Origin of the sequence: Pseudomonas sp. VI4.1 (genome assembly GCF_002029345.1) — a bacterium.
GTDB lineage: Bacteria > Pseudomonadota > Gammaproteobacteria > Pseudomonadales > Pseudomonadaceae > Aquipseudomonas.
The window spans coordinates 1-17,318 of the sequence record NZ_MULM01000076.1 but is presented as its reverse complement, the minus strand read 5'-3'; the positions used below and the strand labels follow the sequence as shown (position 1 = coordinate 17,318).

13 protein-coding genes and 5 pseudogenes are annotated in these 17,318 nt (G+C 62.6%); 11 read left to right on the top strand and 7 right to left on the bottom strand.

All coding sequences use genetic code 11. The features are described 5' to 3' along the window. Window positions 1–263 precede the first annotated feature (263 nt). The 3 genes from BZ163_RS02665 to BZ163_RS02655 all read left to right on the top strand — a co-directional run bounded on the left by BZ163_RS02665 (window position 264) and on the right by BZ163_RS02655 (window position 3,556). The gene (locus BZ163_RS02665) at window positions 264–2,321 is read left to right on the top strand and encodes a carbon starvation CstA family protein (protein WP_128869678.1); all 2,058 of its coding nucleotides are present in this window, start codon (window positions 264–266) and stop codon (window positions 2,319–2,321) included. Window positions 2,322–2,335: 14 nt separating this feature from the next. Next, the gene (locus BZ163_RS02660; protein WP_128869677.1) at window positions 2,336–2,533 is read left to right on the top strand and encodes a YbdD/YjiX family protein; all 198 of its coding nucleotides are present in this window, start codon (window positions 2,336–2,338) and stop codon (window positions 2,531–2,533) included. 366 nt (window positions 2,534–2,899) lie between these two features. Continuing rightward, entirely contained in the window at window positions 2,900–3,556 is a 657-nt protein-coding gene (locus tag BZ163_RS02655; RefSeq protein WP_128869676.1) for a serine protease, read from the top strand. An 82-nt stretch (window positions 3,557–3,638) separates the two neighbouring features. Here BZ163_RS02655 and BZ163_RS02650 read toward each other — a convergent pair whose 3' ends face one another. The 3 genes from BZ163_RS02650 to BZ163_RS02640 all read right to left on the bottom strand — a co-directional run bounded on the left by BZ163_RS02650 (window position 3,639) and on the right by BZ163_RS02640 (window position 6,196). Beyond that, a complete protein-coding gene (locus tag BZ163_RS02650) occupies window positions 3,639–4,379 on the bottom strand; it encodes a metallophosphoesterase (RefSeq protein ID WP_128869675.1) in 741 nt (246 codons plus the stop codon). A 143-nt stretch (window positions 4,380–4,522) separates the two neighbouring features. Beyond that, window positions 4,523–4,723: a hypothetical protein gene (locus BZ163_RS02645; RefSeq protein WP_128869674.1), complete on the bottom strand. Its 201-nt coding sequence runs from the start codon at window positions 4,721–4,723 to the stop codon at window positions 4,523–4,525. 429 nt (window positions 4,724–5,152) lie between these two features. Beyond that, window positions 5,153–6,196 (bottom strand): LysR substrate-binding domain-containing protein, encoded by a 1,044-nt coding sequence (locus BZ163_RS02640; protein ID WP_256578915.1) that lies wholly within the window; start codon window positions 6,194–6,196, stop codon window positions 5,153–5,155. A gap of 186 nt (window positions 6,197–6,382) precedes the next feature. Between BZ163_RS02640 and BZ163_RS02635 the strand changes: the two are divergent. The 6 genes and pseudogenes from BZ163_RS02635 to BZ163_RS02615 all read left to right on the top strand — a co-directional run bounded on the left by BZ163_RS02635 (window position 6,383) and on the right by BZ163_RS02615 (window position 10,492). After that, window positions 6,383–7,490: pseudogene (locus tag BZ163_RS02635) on the top strand (NAD(P)/FAD-dependent oxidoreductase). Further along, window positions 7,480–7,818: a (2Fe-2S)-binding protein gene (locus BZ163_RS02630; RefSeq protein ID WP_128869673.1), complete on the top strand. Its 339-nt coding sequence runs from the start codon at window positions 7,480–7,482 to the stop codon at window positions 7,816–7,818. Before BZ163_RS02635 ends, BZ163_RS02630 begins: the two are co-directional and overlap by 11 nt. Beyond that, a pseudogene (locus tag BZ163_RS35280) lies at window positions 7,811–8,131 on the top strand (FAD-dependent oxidoreductase); the annotation flags it as partial. The gene BZ163_RS02630 and the pseudogene BZ163_RS35280, both read left to right, overlap by 8 nt. 754 nt (window positions 8,132–8,885) lie before the next feature. After that, window positions 8,886–9,209, top strand: a complete 324-nt coding sequence (locus BZ163_RS35275) for a (2Fe-2S)-binding protein (protein WP_256578916.1) — start codon at window positions 8,886–8,888, stop codon at window positions 9,207–9,209. Beyond that, complete coding sequence (locus tag BZ163_RS02620; protein WP_128869672.1) at window positions 9,206–9,559, top strand: RidA family protein; 354 nt, start codon at window positions 9,206–9,208, stop codon at window positions 9,557–9,559. Before BZ163_RS35275 ends, BZ163_RS02620 begins: the two co-directional genes overlap by 4 nt. A gap of 150 nt (window positions 9,560–9,709) precedes the next feature. Beyond that, window positions 9,710–10,492 (top strand): ABC transporter substrate-binding protein, encoded by a 783-nt coding sequence (locus BZ163_RS02615; protein ID WP_128869671.1) that lies wholly within the window; start codon window positions 9,710–9,712, stop codon window positions 10,490–10,492. A gap of 67 nt (window positions 10,493–10,559) precedes the next feature. On the opposite strand, the pseudogene BZ163_RS02610 reads toward BZ163_RS02615, so the two are convergent. From BZ163_RS02610 to BZ163_RS02595, 4 genes and pseudogenes are all read right to left on the bottom strand, one after another. Continuing rightward, window positions 10,560–11,252, bottom strand: a pseudogene (locus BZ163_RS02610) (SOS response-associated peptidase family protein). A 22-nt stretch (window positions 11,253–11,274) separates the two neighbouring features. Further along, entirely contained in the window at window positions 11,275–12,612 is a 1,338-nt protein-coding gene (locus tag BZ163_RS02605) for an MFS transporter (RefSeq protein WP_128869670.1), read from the bottom strand. Between the two features lie 177 nt (window positions 12,613–12,789). After that, window positions 12,790–14,125 (bottom strand): annotated as a pseudogene (locus BZ163_RS02600) (spinster family MFS transporter). Further along, window positions 14,122–15,105, bottom strand: a complete 984-nt coding sequence (locus BZ163_RS02595; protein WP_128869669.1) for a flavin reductase family protein — start codon at window positions 15,103–15,105, stop codon at window positions 14,122–14,124. The pseudogene BZ163_RS02600 and the gene BZ163_RS02595 overlap by 4 nt, the downstream one beginning before the upstream one ends. Window positions 15,106–15,303: 198 nt before the next feature. Here BZ163_RS02595 and BZ163_RS02590 point away from each other — a divergent pair, with 198 nt between their 5' ends. After that, entirely contained in the window at window positions 15,304–16,737 is a 1,434-nt protein-coding gene (locus BZ163_RS02590; RefSeq protein ID WP_128869668.1) for a coniferyl aldehyde dehydrogenase, read from the top strand. Window positions 16,738–16,789: 52 nt separating this feature from the next. Beyond that, window positions 16,790–17,318: pseudogene (locus BZ163_RS02585) on the top strand (amidase family protein); the annotation flags it as partial.

Sequence of the window (17,318 nt, the reverse complement as noted above, 5' to 3'; positions counted from 1 at the left end):
GAGCTGGCTTGCCAGCGAAGGCGGCGGCACATTCAATATCAATGGCAACTGACACACCGCTTTCGCTGGCAAGCCAGCTCCTACAGGGGAGTGTTTCAACCGATAGATCGGGGCGGTCTACGTAGAACTACGTAGAGGACGCGTACGTAGTAACGCGGATTTATTTGTGGACGGCATGCGCGGATATTGGGCCAGCTCCGCTCAGCGGACACAATTATAAAAATTACCGCCGCAGTCCACTGGCTGTCGGCAGGAGACACGCTATGCCCCGTCTGGCTAAACACCTCGCCTGGTTTGCCGTGGCTGTCCTGGGAGCGTTCGCGCTGAGTGTCGTGGCCCTGCGCCGCGGCGAAGCCATCAACGCCCTGTGGATCGTCGTCGCTGCAGTCGCTATCTACCTCGTCGCATACCGTTACTACAGCCTGTTCATCGCCAATAAAGTGATGCAGCTCGATCCCAATCGCGCTACGCCCGCCGTGCTCAACAATGACGGCCTGGACTTCGTGCCGACCAACAAACACGTGCTATTCGGTCACCACTTCGCGGCGATTGCCGGCGCGGGCCCTCTGGTCGGACCGGTCCTGGCGGCACAGATGGGCTACCTGCCCGGTACGCTGTGGCTGATTGCCGGGGTGGTGCTGGCTGGCGCGGTCCAGGACTTCATGGTCCTGTTCCTGTCCACCCGCCGCAACGGTCGTTCCCTGGGTGACATGGTCCGCGAAGAAATGGGCCGCATCCCCGGCACCATCGCCTTGTTCGGCTGCTTCCTGATCATGATCATCATCCTCGCGGTGCTGGCGCTGATCGTGGTCAAGGCCCTGGCCGAAAGCCCGTGGGGCATGTTCACGGTGATGGCGACCATCCCGATCGCGATGTTCATGGGCATCTACATGCGCTACATCCGCCCGGGCCGCATCGGTGAAATCTCGGTGATCGGCGTGGCGCTACTGCTCGGTTCGATCTGGCTCGGTGGGCAGATTGCCGCCGATCCGGTCTGGGCCAAGGCGTTCAGCTTCACCGGCGTGCAGATCACCTGGATGTTGATCGGCTACGGTTTCGTTGCGGCGGTGTTGCCGGTGTGGCTGATCCTGGCGCCGCGTGACTACCTGTCGACCTTCCTCAAGATCGGCACCATCGTCGCCCTGGCGATCGGCATCCTGGTCACCATGCCTGAGCTGAAAATGCCGGCATTGACCCAGTTCATCGACGGCACCGGGCCGGTGTGGAAGGGCGGTCTGTTCCCGTTCCTGTTCATCACCATTGCCTGCGGCGCGGTCTCGGGTTTCCATGCGCTGATCGCTTCGGGCACCACGCCCAAGTTGCTGGCCAGCGAAGGCCATGCCCGTTACATCGGGTACGGCGGCATGCTGATGGAATCCTTTGTGGCGATCATGGCGATGGTGGCCGCTTCGGTGATCGAGCCGGGTGTGTACTTCGCCATGAACAGCCCGGCAGCGATCGTTGGCTCCGATGCCGTTACTGTGGCGCAGACCGTCAGCAGCTGGGGTTTTGCGATTACTCCGGAAGCGCTGCAAGCGGTGGCCAAGGACATCGGTGAAACCACCATCCTGGCCCGTGCCGGCGGTGCGCCGACCCTGGCGGTCGGGATCGCGCAGATCCTGCACAGTGTCCTGCCGGGTGAAAACACCATGGCGTTCTGGTACCACTTTGCGATCCTGTTCGAAGCGCTGTTCATCCTCACCGCGGTCGACGCCGGCACCCGTGCCGGACGCTTCATGCTCCAGGATTTGCTCGGCTCCTTCGTGCCGGCGCTGAAACGCACCGAGTCCTGGACCGCCAACCTGATCGCCACCGCCGGTTGCGTGGCCATGTGGGGTTATCTGCTGTACCAAGGGGTGATCGACCCGCTGGGCGGCATCAACACCTTGTGGCCGCTGTTCGGTATCTCCAACCAGATGCTGGCCGGGATCGCGCTGATGCTGGCGACCGTGGTGCTGATCAAGATGAAGCGTCAACGTTATGTCTGGGTCACCATGCTGCCTGCGGTCTGGCTACTGATCTGCACCACCACCGCCGGTTTCATCAAGCTGTTCGACGCCAACCCGGCGATCGGTTTCCTCGCGCTGGCGAAGAAATACAGCGATGCCCTGGCCAACGGCCAGGTGCTGGCACCGGCCAAGAACATCGACCAGATGCAGCACGTGATCTACAACGCCTACACCAACGCCACGCTGACGGCGCTGTTCCTGTTGGTGGTGTTCAGCATCCTGTTCTTTGCACTCAAGGTCGGCATTGCCGCCTGGGGCACCAAGGAACGTACGGATAAAGAAGCACCGTTCCAGGCCCTGCCGGATGCTTGATCGAGGAGTGCAGCATGTTCAATGACCTGAGTCGCCTGGGTAAATACCTCGGTCAGGCCGCGCGCCTGATGGTCGGCATGCCCGACTACGACAACTACGTGGAGCATATGCAGAGCAAACACCCGGACAAACCGGTGATGAGCTACGAAATATTTTTCCGCGAACGTCAGGAAGCCCGTTACGGGAGCAAGAGCGGGCCGAAGTGTTGTTGAGGGCAACCAGCGTTCTTTATTGAACCTGTTTTAAATAGCAGAAACGAAAACGCCGCTCATTCGAGCGGCGTTTGTCGTTTGCGCGGGGATAAAGCAAGTTCGGAACTAAACATATAGCCGCTCTATTTCCTTCCCCATTATCGACAGCTTGTTGACGTCAGAGATTTGTGCTGTCCGGTTGCATCTAAAAGCGATTGGCCTTAGTGCAAAACAGTTGAGCGCGTGATTCAAGTGTCAGCCATAAATAGAATCTAGATCAGGCAAATCAATCGCTAAGCGGCGCTGTGGGCCAGTGAACAAGAAAGCGGCAGAAAACTGACAAATAAAAAACAGTCATATCCTCCCCCTTAAAGTCGGTGATGCATCATGATCAAGATCATGGCGTGCTTGCTAATGGGAGCTCTTACTGCAGGATGCAACGGCATCGTTAAACCCGAATTTTCGGGCCCTATCAACGATTCATACTTTCTGGTTTTCTCCGGCTTTCCTCTGGCGTATGTGTATATGGCTTCAGCGGTGCAATGGAACGAGGACTACGCCGTCACCGCCCGCCATACACCGTTGATCCCCAACGTGAAGTACAGCTGCAGCACAGGTTGCGACCTGGTGTTCTTCCTGCACAAGGCTAATGGCCGCTTCCCGTCCTGGCGCGCGCCGCGTGTGGGCGAGCGCATCACCGCCGTGGGCGGCAGCCCGTATCTGATTACCACCACCGGCAAGGGCAAAGTGTATCCAACGCCTTTCATCAATACCGATGAACACAGCGGCGATCTGTACGGTATCCATGATGCCCCGTTGATCAAGGGCATGTCGGGTGGGCCGGTCGTTGCCAGCGACGGCAGTGTGGTCGGCATCAATATCGGTTTCTATTCCACTACATTGAACGATGTGAGCGCGCACCCCGGGGTCAATACCGCCGAGAGGATGAGTATCTTTGTGCCTTACTCGATCGTTCTGCGCGAGTGGGGGTTGTTGCAGGCGAAGCTTGATAATCCAAACGGCTCGCAATATGTCACGAAGTAGGGCTTCTTTGCGGGTTGGAAGGGTGCAGGGCGGTGCCCAACGGATGGGTGCCGCAGGCATTTGCCATTACTTGCCCGTCTAGTTACCAGTGCCGGCTGAGGCCTGGCCGTGTCGCGGGGATGAATTCGAGCGTTTGCAGGTTCAGCAGGGTGAAGTGACCGCGTTCCGGCAGCCAGCCGCCGGTGTCGATGTGGTAGACATTGCCCAGGATGATCGGCTCGGGCAGGGGTGTATGCCCCACCACCACCGCGCGCGCACCCGACACGCCGCCGGGGTCGCTGTCGGTGATGCGTCGGCGTGACCACTGCAGGGTCGTGGCGATCTGTTCGGCCTCGATCGCTGAGGCCGAGAGCGCTTCAGTCATGGCTTGCCAGCTGCCCCGTGGAATATCCGCGTGCACGATGCCGATCAGGCCTTGCGTGGTCTCGACCTCCATCACCAACGGCAAGTCGGCGAGGATGGCCGCGTAATAGGCTTGCTCGACGCCCGACAGGCTGTAGAACCAGGCGCCACCATTGGCAAAGTGCAGGCTGCGTTCGGCGCTGGCGCGGCCGGCGGCGTGGGAATCGATGGTCATCTGCTCGTGGTTGCCCCGCGCTGCATGGAACCAGGGTTTGCGCAGCAGCCATTGATCGACGTCCAGTGTTTGCGGCCCGCGGTCGACCAGATCGCCCACGCTGAACAGGCGGTCGATGGTAGGGTTGAATGCGGCCGCTTCCAGTGCAATCTGCAACCGTGCGAAGTGGCCGTGAATGTCACCCACGGCGAGGTCGCGACCGACAGGGTTGGCGGCGAAGCGCTGCACTTCTCGGGTTTCGGACATGGCAATGCCTTGCCCACCTCACGTTGGCGGGCTGGTAGTCCGTTGAGTTTAGGCCAGTAAGTGCTGGTTGACAGCCAGGGTGTCGGTGTCGGTCTGGCTGGCGAACATCAGGCCATCACGTTTCCGACACCGATCGAGCGAAGTCAGAAGCCGGTGGCTTGTCCGAGATTTTTGTCCTGCGCGCCAGCGATGAGGTGCAGGGGGATGTGTTGCTGTTCATCGATGGATGAGACTTCAAAACTTCCCACCACCTGGGGCTGTCGCTCGCACACTTCGGTCGACTCTCCAGCCAGTATTTTAGCCATTCTTGCGTGATTCGCGGCGATTTCATTGAGAGTTGACATGTTACATCCCCCGGGTGACTGACCAAGCGTATCGCTGGAGTCCTTGAACATTGATTTGAGTGCTGCCGCGTCAGAATTACGTCGATCTGGAGCTGCTACGACCGGCCTTTGCAATCCTTGAGCCAGAGAGGGTTGGGTAATTGACGCTGCCCATAGCATAGGCGACGAATGGTGGGTTTGCGTTACAAGGCGGGTGGTTTTGGGGGGGAGGATCAAACGGAAGTGCTGACTGTCAGGCCGCCTTCGCTGGCAAGCCAGCTCCTACAGGGATCACCTGCGTATAGATTGATTGTGGTCGGCGCTAATCCCCTGTAGGAGCCGGCTTGCTGGCGAAGGCGTCTGCAGGGTCGATGCAAGGCTTGAGGCCGCCTTCGCTGGCAAGCCAGCTCCTACAGGGATCACCTGCGTATAGATTGATTGTGGTCGGCGCTAATCCCTTGTAGGAGCCGGCTTGCTGGCGAAGGCGTCTGCATGGTCGATGCAAGGCTTGAGGCCGCCTTCGCTGGCAAGCCGGCTCCTGCATGGGGTGTGCGCTGGGCACGGATTTTGTGTTTGGCCGGTGCTTTTCAGAACCGATACTCGGCTGGGACCTGATGGGCGATGAAGTGCTGCATGTGTTCGAAAAAGCGCGTCTGCAATTTCGACGTCGGCCCCTGCACCGGCAACAGCAGGCTGAAATCCATTTCGATCGCCGGCTTCGAACGCCCTGAACACCACGCCATTGCCGCGGTATTCGACCGCGCTGATGGCGTCGACCAGCGCGACCCCCAGCCCTTGTTCGACAAAAGTGCACATGGGCAGCGACAGTTGGGTTTCCAGGCGCAGTTCGCGCTCGACCCCGTACGCGGCAAATATCGAGTCAATGTGTTGGCGCGAGCCGATGGATTGCGGGTAGGAAATGAACGCCTCGCCTTGCAGGTCCTCGGGATGGATCGTGGCCTTGCCCTGCAAGCGATGGTTGGCCGGCAGGGCGCAGAGCATGCGGGTAGCCAGAAGTTTTTCGGCGCGCGGGCTGGGGTAGGTATTGGGCAGGACGATGATGCCCAGGTCGCAGCGCTGGCCGACCACCAGGTCCACGACCTCGCGCGAGGAATGCACCACCAGCGAAATCTGCACGTGCTCATGCTCGGCCATGAACGCGGCGATGGCGCGCGGCAGGAATGAAAGCCCCATGGCCGGGGCGCTGGCGATGTGCAGTGAACCGCGTTTAAGGCTGCGGATGTCCTGCGCCGTGCGGGCAATGCGTTCGACCCCGAGCAACGAGCGCTGGACTTCCTGGTACAGCGTCATGGCTTCGGCGGTCGGTTGCAGCCGCCCCTTGATCCGGTCGAACAAACTGAAACCGATGTCCTCCTCGAGGCTGGCAATCAGTCGCGTCGCGGCTGGCTGCGAGATGTGCAGCATCTCGGCGGCACGGGTGACGGTCTGGCCGAGGATGACCGCGCGAAAGGCCTCCAGCTGACGAAGATTCATGGCGGGTATCCTTGGCTAATATCCATAACAAAAAGACATGACCTTGGCAAAATAAAGCATTTTTCAAGTCGCTGACAGCGCTCTAGGATCTTCTGCATCAAGATCATTCAGGCGTAATGCCTGCGCTGCAGGTGATTTCGCGGCGTTGAAAGAGCGGCAGTGCAATCATGCAAAAAAGCTGATGTGATGATCGTAGGGGGTGGTTTGGTCGGGCTGTCCATTGCCTATGGCCTGGCCCTGCTCGGTCGCCAGGTCAGCGTCTTCGACGAGGGCGATGACGCCTATCGGGCGGCGCGTGGCAACTTCGGCCTGCTGTGGGTCCAGGGCAAGGGCTACGGGATGAGTCCCTATGCGCAATGGACTCGGGATTCGGTGGCGCTTTGGCCTCGGTTCGCCGCCGCGTTGCAGGCCGACAGCGGCATTGACCTCCATCTGCGTCAGCCCGGCGGATTCCAGCTGTGTTTGAGTGAGCAGGAGATGGCCGAGGAAAGCCGTCGACTGCGCTGGTTGCGCGACGCCATGCACGGTGATTATCCGTTCGAACTGCTGGATCCGGCGCAACTGCGCGCTCGTTTGCCGGGCGTGGGACCGTCGGTGGTGGGCGGCTGTTACTCGCCCATGGACGGTCAGGTCAATCCGTTGAAATTGCTGCGTGCGCTGTACGCCGCCTGCCAGGTGCGCGGGGTCAGGATCCTCAATGGCCAGCGGGTCCGCGCCATTGGCCAGCACGGCTCGGGCTTCGAACTGGATACCGGTGAACAGCGCTGGTACGCCGGGCAGTTGGTGCTGGCCGCCGGGCTCGGCAATCGCGAACTGGGCGCGCAGTTGGGCATGGACGTGCCGGTGAGCCCCAATCGGGGGCAGATTCTGGTGACCGAGCGTCTCAAACCCTTTCTGCATTACCCCACCACCTACGTGCGCCAGACCGACGAAGGCACGGTGCAACTGGGCGATTCCCATGAGTCGGCGGGTTTCGACGACGGTACCAGCAGCGACGTGATGGCCGACATCGCCCGGCGCGCGGTGCATTGCTTTCCCCGGTTGGGCCAGGTCCGTCTGGTTCGGGCGTGGGGTGCGCTGCGGGTGCTGAGCGCCGACGGCTTGCCCATCTACGAAGCTGCGCAGGCCTGCCCGGGGGCAGTGGTGGTCAGTTGCCACAGTGGCGTGACCCTGGCGGCGATCCATGCCTTGACGCCTGGCGCCGTGGATTGCCGGTGACTATGACGAGCCGGCCGTGGCGCATTTCAGTCTGCAGCGCTTCAGGCGCAAACCCGAGGTGCGCCATGCCGGCTGACAGTTTGTTCCGGGCGTTGGGCCCGGCGGAAAACACCGTGCAGATCGAATTCGAAGGCGCGTCGTTAGCGGTGCCCGCAGGCATTTCCCTGGCCGCCGCCTTGCTGCTCAGTGGTGTCACTCATACCCGCGACAGTGCAGTCAGCGGCAGGCCCGGCGCGCCCTTTTGCATGATGGGCGTGTGCTTCGAGTGTCTGGTCGAGGTGGACGGGCAGGCCAATTGTCAGGCGTGCCTGCTGCCGGTTCGTGCGGGTATGCGTGTGCTGCGCCAGCGCGGGGCTCGGGATTTTCTGGAGAGTGGCCACGACGAGGAGGGCGCCGATGAATAAGCCAACAGTCGACCTGATCGTGATCGGCGCCGGCCCCGCCGGCCTGAGCGCGGCGCTTGAGGCCACGCGCCACGGCCTGTCGGTGGCGGTGCTGGATGAACAGGGCAGCCCCGGTGGGCAGATCTATCGCAATATCCGGCAGGCCGATGCGCGCAGCCGCCGCGTATTGGGCGATGACTATGGGGCGGGTGCGGCGCTGGTCGCGAAATTCCTCCAGTGCGGGGCCCGCTACCTGGCCAACGCGGCCATCTGGCAAGTGACGCCACAGCGGCAGGTGCATTACCTGATCGATGGCCGCGCCGAGATCCTGCACGGGCGTCATGTATTGATCGCCACCGGTGCGTTCGAACGGCCCATGCCCATTCCGGGCTGGACCTTGCCGGGCGTGATGACGGCCGGCGCCGGGCAGATCCTGCTCAAAAGCGCGGCGCTGGTGCCGCAAGGGCCGCTGGTGCTGGCCGGCTGCGGACCCTTGTTGTACCTGCTGGCGGTGCAATACTTGCGCGCCGCATCGCCATCGAAGCGCGTGGACACCAGTGGCCGGGGCGATCTGCGGCGTGCCTGGCGCAACGTCCCGGGCGCCTTGCGCGGCTGGCGTGACCTGCTCAAGGGCGGGCAATTGCTGGTCGAATTGAAACGCGCCGGGGTCAGGCATTTCCGCGAGGCCCGGGATCTGCAGATCGAAGGCACGGCGCAGGCCAGCGCCCTGAGTTTCGCCAGTGGCGGTCGGCGCCGGACCCTGCCGGCCTCGCTGATTCTGCTGCACCAAGGCGTGGTACCCAACACCCAGATCAGCTGGTCGCTGCGCCTCGAACATGACTGGAGCGAACAGCAACTGTGCTGGATCGCGCGTCGCGACAGCCAGGGTGAAACCAGTCTGCCGGGCATTTTCATCGCCGGTGACGGTGGCGCCATCGGCGGCGCGCAGGTGGCGCTGCTCGAAGGCCGCCTGGCCGGGCTGGCGATTGCTGCCAGCGCGGGCAAGATTGACGCGCTACAGCTGCAGGGACTCGCCGCGCCTTTCCGAAAGGCCTTGGTTCGCCAGCGCGCCGCGCGGCCACTGATTGATGCGTTATACCGCCCGCAACAGCAAAACCGCATTCCCGCCGACGAAGTCATTGGTCTGCCGCTGCGAAGAAGTCAGCGCCGGCGCGATCCGCCAACACGTCGCCCTCGGTTGCCTGGGGCCCAATCAGGCCAAGGCGTTCGGTCGCTGCGGCATGGGGCCCTGCCAGGGGCGCCTGTGTGGCTTGAGCGTCACCGAAATCATTGCCGAACAGCGCAACGTCCCGGCCGCCGAGGTCGGGTATTACCGCATTCGATCGCCACTCAAACCCATCACCCTTGCCCAATTATCCACTGAGACACCTCTCACCCAGGAGCCTGTATGAGCCTTATTCAACGCATCGAAAGCAATCCACGCCTGAGCCGCAGCGTCGTGCATAACGGCGTGGCCTGGCTCAGCGGCATCGTCGCCGCCGACTGCAGCCAGGACATCCGTGGCCAGACGCGCCAAGTGCTGCAACGGCTCGACGAACTGCTGGAAATCTCCGGCAGCGACAAAAGCCGACTGCTCAGCGTGCAGATCTGGATGAAAGACATGGCGGCCGATTTCGCCGGCATGAATGAAACCTGGAGCGCCTGGGTCGATGCCGGGCAGACGCCGGCACGGGCCACCGCGCAAGTGATGTTCGATGATCCGCAGATCCTGTTGGAGTTGATCGTCACCGCTGCCGTCTGAGGTCCCCGTAGCGCCGGGTGGATGCCTGGCGCTACGACGGAGCAGACGGCCGACAGAGCCGTCATCTCCCTGTTCACATTGCCGCTGCCATAACGGTCGCCTTCCTTTGCGGAGCGCCCGACATAAACAACATCGCACCTGGAGCCATGAATGAACGTAAAAAACACGCTATTGAAGGTTGGCCTGATCTCGCTTCTGGCGTTCGGCGCCCACCTGCACGCGGCGGAGCAACCGCTGCGCCTGGGCATCGAAGCGGCTTACCCGCCGTTCGCTTCGAAAACCCCGGATAACACCATCGTCGGCTTCGACTACGACATCGGCCAGGCACTGTGCGCCGAGATGAAAGTCCAGTGCGTGTGGCAGGAACAGGAGTTCGACGGGCTGATTCCCGCGCTCAAGGTGAAGAAAGTCGACGCGGTGATTTCGTCGATGTCCATGACCCCTGAACGGCTGAAATCGGTCGACTTCAGCAATCGCTACTACCGTATCCCGGCGCGCCTGGTGTTCAAGAAGGGCAGCGGCATCAGCGAGATTCCGGCCCAGCTCAAAGGCAAGCGGATCGGGGTGCAGCGCGCGACCAACTTCGATCGCTACGTCACCGAAAAATTTGCCCCGGCTGGTGCCGAAGTGGTGCGCTACGGCTCGCAGAATGAAATCTTCCTCGACCTGCTCGGCGGACGACTCGATGCGACCATGGCCAGTTCGGTGGTGATCGATGAAAGCCTGTTGAAGCGGCCGGAAGGGCAAGACTTCGAGTTTGTCGGCCCGAATTTCACCGAAGAGCAGTTCTTCGGTACCGGCATCGGCATTGCCGTGCGAAAGAACGATCCGCTGGCAGGGCGGTTCAACCAGGCGCTGGCGACCATTCGGGCCAACGGCACCTACGACACCATTCGCCAGAAGTATTTCGACTTCGATATCTACGGCGAGTAAGCAGCGGGGATTGTTCCGGCATGCAGGCTTGAGCAGGTGCTTTTGAGGGGTGGCTCGTGTGCAGGCCTCACCCCTCGATTCCGGCCGCAGGTTCGATCACCTGGGCGCTCTGGTTGCGCACGTTGCGATCGGCGCGGTCGACCTTGAACCACTCGAAGGCCGCGGTCGGCTCGCCCTGAAACAGCGCCATTTGCTCGGCGCGTTCCGTGGGAGTGGCGGGCTCCAGCCATTCCCGGGCCAATTGCGGCGATAAGGTCACTGGCCGCCGGTCATGGATGTCCACCATGCCGCCGGCGCTGTCGGCGGTGATGATGACGAAGCCGTCGTGTTCGCCCGGCCCGTGCTCGGCGCTGGGGTACTGGCCGAGCGCGCGCAGAGGATCGGCGCTCGGTCTCGGTGACGGATCAGGTAGGGCTGCTTCTTCGGTCCGCCTTCGTCGACCCATTCAAACCAGTTGTCGATGGCGATGATCGCCCGGCGCGGCCAGATCGCTTTGAAGAACGGACCATGGGCGACTTTCTCGACCCGGGCTGTTGATCGGCGCGGGCGCGGACCTTGGCCCAGTGCGGGCGCCAGCCCCAGCGCACCAGGTCGGCGCGTAAAAACTGGCCTTCCTGATGAAACAGCGCGAGCTGCGTGGTCGGCGCGGCGTTATAGCGCGCCAACGGCTGGTCGCCGGCGTAGTTGATCAGGGCGTTGGGAATGGCGAGCGCCGCGACGAAATCGTGAATGCCCCGATACTGGGATAGCGTCCGCACATGGTGGGTTCTCCGGCTGTGTCTTCAGCGTAGCCCAGCGGCCAGAGACTTCGAGGCGCGACGATCAGGCGGCACGTCATGCAGGGAAATCCGTGAAGTCTCCGGCAACGCCAAACCACCGGCCAGCGCGAGCAACGCGACTGCCATCAGATAAAACGCCGGCGACAGGTTGCTGCCGGTGGTGCTGATCAGCCACGTCGCCACCAGCGGCGCGGTACCGCCGAACAGGGTGTAGGCCATGTTGTAGGTGATCGCCGACGCGGTATAGCGAGTACGGGTGGGGAAGGTTTCCGAGAGCAGGGCCGCGGTGACCACGCCACACAACACCGCGCCGATCGCCAACAGCATGACGCCGACGATGGAGGCGGCGAACGAGCCGGAACTGGCCATCAGGAACGAGGGGTACACCGCCACGATCAACAGCGCGCAAGCGCTCATCACCGTGACCCGCCGCCCGACCCGGTCCGAATACAGCCCGGCCAGCGGGCAGATCGCCGCGGCGAAGATCAAGGCGATCAGCGACACCAGCAACGCCGTGGCGCGACTCAGCCCGCCCGCGACTTGCAGGTAGGTCGCAAAGTAGGTGGTGAACATATAGAACGACAGTGCCGTCAGCGACACGAAGGCACCCAGGCAGCAGATCGCGGCGCCATGGTTGCGCAAGGTCTCCTTGAGCGGGGAATGCGCCACCGCATGCTCCTCGGTCACCGCCTGGAAAGCCGGGGTTTCATCCAGCTTCCAGCGCAGGTAAAGACCTACCAGCCCGAGCGGCGCGGCAATCAGAAACGGCAGGCGCCAGCCCCAGCTGCCCATCGCTTCGGCCGATAATGACGCCTCGAGCGCGTAGGCCACCACGGCGGCCGCGGCGAAGGCGGAAAAGGTCGAAACCGGAATGAAGCTGCCATACCAGGCCCTTTTATCGTTGGGTGCATGCTCCATCAGGTAGGCACACGCACCAGCGTATTCGCCCCCGGCGGAAAAGCCCTGGGCGCAACGGATGACGGTCAGCAGAATCGGCGCCATGACCCCGATAGCGGCATAAGCGGGCAACAACCCGATCAAGGTCGTCGCACCCGCCATCAGCAGGATGGTCATGGCCAGGGTGCGCTTGCGGCCAATCCGGTCACCGAGCATGCCGAAGAAAATCCCGCCCAGGGGCCGGAAGGCAAAGGCCACGGCGAACACCGCGAAGGTTTTGAGCAAGGCGACGCTGGCATCGCCGCTGGGGAAAAATTGCTGGGCGATGGTGGTCGCCAGAAAACCGTAGACGGCGAAGTCGAACCACTCGACGAAATTGCCGATGGCGGCAGCGACAATGACTTTTCTCAGCGTTTGCGGGCTGACCTGAGCTGCGCTTGTCATGCTGAACCCTCGACATTCCATTAGTAGGCTTTTGATTATCGGGGCATCGACTGGAACGGCTCACTTCAAAAGTGTCATCCGCGTAGTCATGACCGACTCATGGCGATTGAGGTACGCATGATTCGTGCCTAATGGAGTCTCGATTGCACGGTCGACTTCGTGTCCTCGCAGGGGCTACTAGGCGGTCGCGGCGTGACGATAGGCCGTCCTGGACGCATGGTGCGCGGTGCGTACCAGCAACAGCACAGCGCCAATCACCGGCAGGCTCACCAGCATCAGTGCATAACGCAACGATTCCTGGCCAAACAGCGGCAACAGCATGTCGCTGAACAACCCGGTGATCAGTGGCCCGATGCCGACCCCGAGCAGGGTACTGACGATGGTCTGCAGGGCCATGGCGGTGCCGCGCCGATTGGCCGGCACCAGTTGGGTGACGAGATTGTAGGACGGGGCGATCCACCAGACGGCAAAGAAGGAATAGAGCGCGGCCCAGAGCATGGCGGTTGGAACAGGTACATCGCCCAAGCGCACCAGCAGGGCATCGGACCAGAGCAGATAAGGGGTCAGCGCGGCGAGGGCCGCCACATGGCCCAACACGGGAATGGAAATCTGCCAGTGGGGGTGGCGGCGGCACAGGCGGTCACTCAACCAGCCACTGAAGAGGCCACCGATCCCGGCCGAGATACCGCAGATCACCCCGACCAGCAGCCCGGCGTGTTGCAGTGACAGGCCGTGGGAGCGCACCAGGAAACTGGTGTTCCACATGCCGATGGCGTAGGAGCTGAGCGTGACCAGGCCGCCCGCGAGGATCAGGCACCGGTAGGCCGGCAACGCCCACAGTTTGCGGGCTTCGGCACCCATGCCGAGCAGTGGCGAGGGCGAGTGGGCGTGGGGCGCGAGGTCCCAACGGCCACGCTGCGGCACGCGCACGAAAAAGGTCAGGACCGCGCAAGACACCAGGGCGGGCATTCCAATGGCGATAAACCCGCTGCGCCAGCCATAGTGTTCCACCACCCAGGCCCCGAGACTCAAGCCGATGATCGAGGAAAACGTCGGTGCCGCAGTAAAACAACTGATTGCGAACGAGCGTCGTTGCGGGGGATACAGGTCCGCGATCAACGACAGCGAGGCCGAGGTCGTCGGCGATTCACTGACCGCCACCAGCATGCGCGCGACGGCCAGCGCAAGGAAGCTGCCGGCCAGTCCGCAGGCCATTGTCGCCACGGCCCAGAGCAGGCACGACATGGCCAGCAGGCGGGTGCGCGGCATGCGGTCCACCAGCCTTCCCGCCGGGAGGCCGAGGAGGGCGTACACCGCCGCGAACGCCAGGCCGGAGATCAACCCGATGGCGGTATCGCTGACCCCGAATTCGGCTTTGATCGGTTCGATCATCACCGCGAGTATCTGTCGTCCGACGAAGTTGTCGGCAAACACCATGGCCAGCAGCATCAGCAAACCGTGGCTCCCCCCAACCAACCCTGGCCGGGGGCAGCATGCCCGAGGCCACGTTCATCGCGGTGCCCAGAGATCCGGCAAGCCGGGATCACTCACGACAATCAGGCGCTTGAGCAATACCTTCAAGGCTTGTGCATCGGCGGCGCCGAGCTTGGCCGAGAGGTCCTCTTCCACTGCCTTGGCCAGCGCCAACTGATGCAACGAAACCTCGCGGCCCTGGGCGGTGAGGACGAAACGCAGTGACTCTGCCGAGCCCTCGAACGCCACCAGGCGCTGGTTTTCGAGAAAACGCATGCTGGCCAGCGTGACTTCACGCCCGGTGTAGTTGACGAAGGTATTGATTTCCTCGAGGTTCAGGTTGTCGCGGATGCACAAGATCGACAGGATAAAAAACGCCTGTTCGTCCAGGTGCTGATTACTCAGCATCTGCCGCAGGGCATTGAGGACCTGGTAGTGTCCGCGCCCCAACAGGTAACCGAGCAGGTCCTCGGTGTAACTGCATTCGGGGGGCGGCGGCGTGGTGGCCAGGCGCAGTTCGCTGCGTGGCTTGCGGGTCGCCAATGCATATTGGCCACTCTGGAACGCCAGCGGCGCGCGGTCGCTGTGATCGAAGGCGAGGACTTCACCGACAAAAATCACGTGGTCGCCGCCTTCATACTGGAAGGCGGTGCGGCATTGAAAACGTGCCGTGCAGTCTTGCAGCAGCGGCGCCCCGCTGACGCCATGGTCCAGCTTGATTTCAGAAAACTTGTCCTCGCCCTGGGTGGCGAAACGTCCCGACAGTGCTTCCTGTTCGGTGGACAACACGTGGACGTTCCAGTGTTTGCCGCTGGTGAAGACTGGCAAGCTGCGGGCCTGCTTGGACAGGCTCCAGAGCACCATCGGCGGATTGAGCGACACCGAGTTGAAACTGTTGGCCGTGATACCCACGGGTGAGCCGTCTTCGGTCTGGGTGGTGATGATGGTGACCCCGGTGGTAAAGGTGCCGAGTGCGGCACGAAAAGCCTGGGGATCGAAACTGACGTTTTGCATTGCCATGACTGGCCTCATGGGGTGGGATTTTCGTAGGGCCAGTATTGGTCGCATCACGGGGTTCAACATCGTCTCAACGGACTAACAGATTTGCTCGCTACTCGTCCGATCGGACGAGGCGTCGCGCGGGGTGTACGGCTAGGGTGGCGGCAAGCGCATCGGGCGCTTCCCGGCCATTGGGCCAGTACCAGCAAGGGGACACGAATGAGTTCAGTCATATCATCCGTCCAAGGACTCACCAGTCTGTTATCCCGGCAAAAAAGCGCATTCGCCAGCGCCGGTGCGGTGAGCGCCGACACCCGCCGACGCCGACTCCAGCAAGTCATCGATCTGTTGGTGCGCCACCATGGCGTGTTGACCGAGGCGATCGACCTGGATTTCGGCGGTCGGCCTGCCGGTTTCTCGTTGATGAATGACGTGCTGGGCGCCCTGGCCTCGCTCAAATATGCGCGCGACCATCTGCAGGACTGGATGCAGGATGATCCACGTGCGCCTTTTGCGCCCTACGATCAGCTCGGCGCCAAGGCGTGGGTGATGCACCAGCCCAAGGGCACGGTGGGCATTCTCGGTACCTGGAACGCGCCTTTGTTTACCCTGTTCAGCCCCTTGGCCTCGGTGCTGGCCGCGGGCAACCGGGCCATCCTCAAGCCGTCGGACGTGGTTCCACGGACGGCCGAGTTGGTGGCGCAGCTGTTCGCGGAACACCTCGACCCGCTGGAGATCGGCGTCGTCACCGGCGACGTGGAGCTGGCCGAAGCCTTCAGCGCCCAACCGTTTGACCACCTGGTGTACACCGGCAGTACCGCGACGGGGCGGCTGGTCATGCGCAACGCCGCACTGAACCTGGTGCCGGTGACGCTGGAGCTGGGCGGCAAGTCGCCGGTCATCGTCTCCGCCAGCGCCGACCTGAAAAAAGCCGCCTTCAGCATCGCCGTAGGGAAAGCCTGCAATGGCGGGCAAATCTGCATCAGTCCGGATCTGGTGTACGTGCCCAAGGCGCTGCTGGAACCCTTCCTTGAAGCCCTGCGCGCCACTTACAGCGAACTCAATCCTGCGGTGGCCGGCAACCCGGACGTGGTGGCGGTGGTCAACCAGCGGCACCTGGACCGGGTCGAAGGTTACGTGCTGGACGCCCAAGCCCGCGGCGCACGTGTCGAGTGCCTGCCCGAACCCCTGGCGCCGAATGCCGAGGACCGGCGCCGGCCCCTGCGCGTGGTGGTCGACCCGGCGCCGGACAGCGTGATCATGGTTGAAGAAATTTTCGGTCCCGCCATGGTCGTGCTCACCTATGAACACCTCGATCAGGTCATTGACGACATCAATGGTCGTCCCCGCCCGCTGGCGCTGTATTACTTCGGCAAAGACCCCGAGCAGCAGCGCTATGTGCTGGAGCGCACCGTGTCCGGCGGGGTGACCGTCAACGATGTGATGATGCACGCGGCGATGCACGATGCGCCGTTTGGCGGAGTCGGCGCCTCGGGCATGGGCCATTACCATGGTCACGAAGGATTTCTCGAGTTCAGCCACCAGCGCACGGTGTTCAAGGCGCCGGAGCATGACCCGCGTCGCGAGTGGGGGCTCTTGCCGCCGTATGGCGAACACTTTCTGGCGGCCATGCTGGCCAACGTGACCGCATAACAATAATCGACAGGGCGCGACAATCGCTATGAAAACCAACGAACACCAACCGATGACTGCCTCGACAACCACCTTGACCAACGAGCCGCCGGCCGGCTGGCCGCGGCGCAGTGTGCTCAAGGCGGCGCCCTGGTCGCGGGGATCGGCTTGCTGGGACGTTTTGCCGATGCCCGTGCGGCGGGTCTATCGGCCAGTGACTACCAGGGGCTGGACGCCTGGGCCATGGGTCAGGCCATTCGCAGCGGCGAGCTGCAGCCCGAAGACCTGCTGGCGGCGGCGCTGGCTTCGCTGCCAGGCGGTGAATCCCAGGGTCAAGGCCGTGAACATGCTGCACGAGGCCTATGCCCGCACACTGTTAGCCCAGCGCCGTGCCGCCGGTACTCAAGCCCAAGGGGGGGCTGGCCGGCGTGCCGGTGTTGATCAAAGACCTCAATACCTACCTGGAAGGCACCTCGACCAGCAATGGTTGCCGGCTGTTCAAGGACGCCCCGCCAGCGGCCCGGACCAGCACCCTGATCAGCCGTTACGAGCAAGCTGGCGCCGTGCCCTTCGGCAAGACGACCTGTCCCGAGTTCGGCTTG

Bases quoted from the DNA above. Each gene is read 5' to 3' on its own strand.
- BZ163_RS02665 (WP_128869678.1), top strand. From the start codon at position 264: ATGCCCCGTCTGGCTAAACACCTCGCCTGGTTTGCCGTGGCTGTCCTG.
- BZ163_RS02660 (WP_128869677.1), top strand. From the start codon at position 2,336: ATGTTCAATGACCTGAGTCGCCTGGGTAAATACCTCGGTCAGGCCGCG.
- BZ163_RS02655 (WP_128869676.1), top strand. From the start codon at position 2,900: ATGATCAAGATCATGGCGTGCTTGCTAATGGGAGCTCTTACTGCAGGA.
- BZ163_RS02650 (WP_128869675.1), bottom strand. From the start codon at position 4,379: ATGTCCGAAACCCGAGAAGTGCAGCGCTTCGCCGCCAACCCTGTCGGT.
- BZ163_RS02645 (WP_128869674.1), bottom strand. From the start codon at position 4,723: ATGTCAACTCTCAATGAAATCGCCGCGAATCACGCAAGAATGGCTAAA.
- BZ163_RS02640 (WP_256578915.1), bottom strand. From the start codon at position 6,196: ATGAATCTTCGTCAGCTGGAGGCCTTTCGCGCGGTCATCCTCGGCCAG.
- BZ163_RS02630 (WP_128869673.1), top strand. From the start codon at position 7,480: ATGCCGGCTGACAGTTTGTTCCGGGCGTTGGGCCCGGCGGAAAACACC.
- BZ163_RS35275 (WP_256578916.1), top strand. From the start codon at position 8,886: ATGCGTTATACCGCCCGCAACAGCAAAACCGCATTCCCGCCGACGAAG.
- BZ163_RS02620 (WP_128869672.1), top strand. From the start codon at position 9,206: ATGAGCCTTATTCAACGCATCGAAAGCAATCCACGCCTGAGCCGCAGC.
- BZ163_RS02615 (WP_128869671.1), top strand. From the start codon at position 9,710: ATGAACGTAAAAAACACGCTATTGAAGGTTGGCCTGATCTCGCTTCTG.
- BZ163_RS02605 (WP_128869670.1), bottom strand. From the start codon at position 12,612: ATGACAAGCGCAGCTCAGGTCAGCCCGCAAACGCTGAGAAAAGTCATT.
- BZ163_RS02595 (WP_128869669.1), bottom strand. From the start codon at position 15,105: ATGGCAATGCAAAACGTCAGTTTCGATCCCCAGGCTTTTCGTGCCGCA.
- BZ163_RS02590 (WP_128869668.1), top strand. From the start codon at position 15,304: ATGAGTTCAGTCATATCATCCGTCCAAGGACTCACCAGTCTGTTATCC.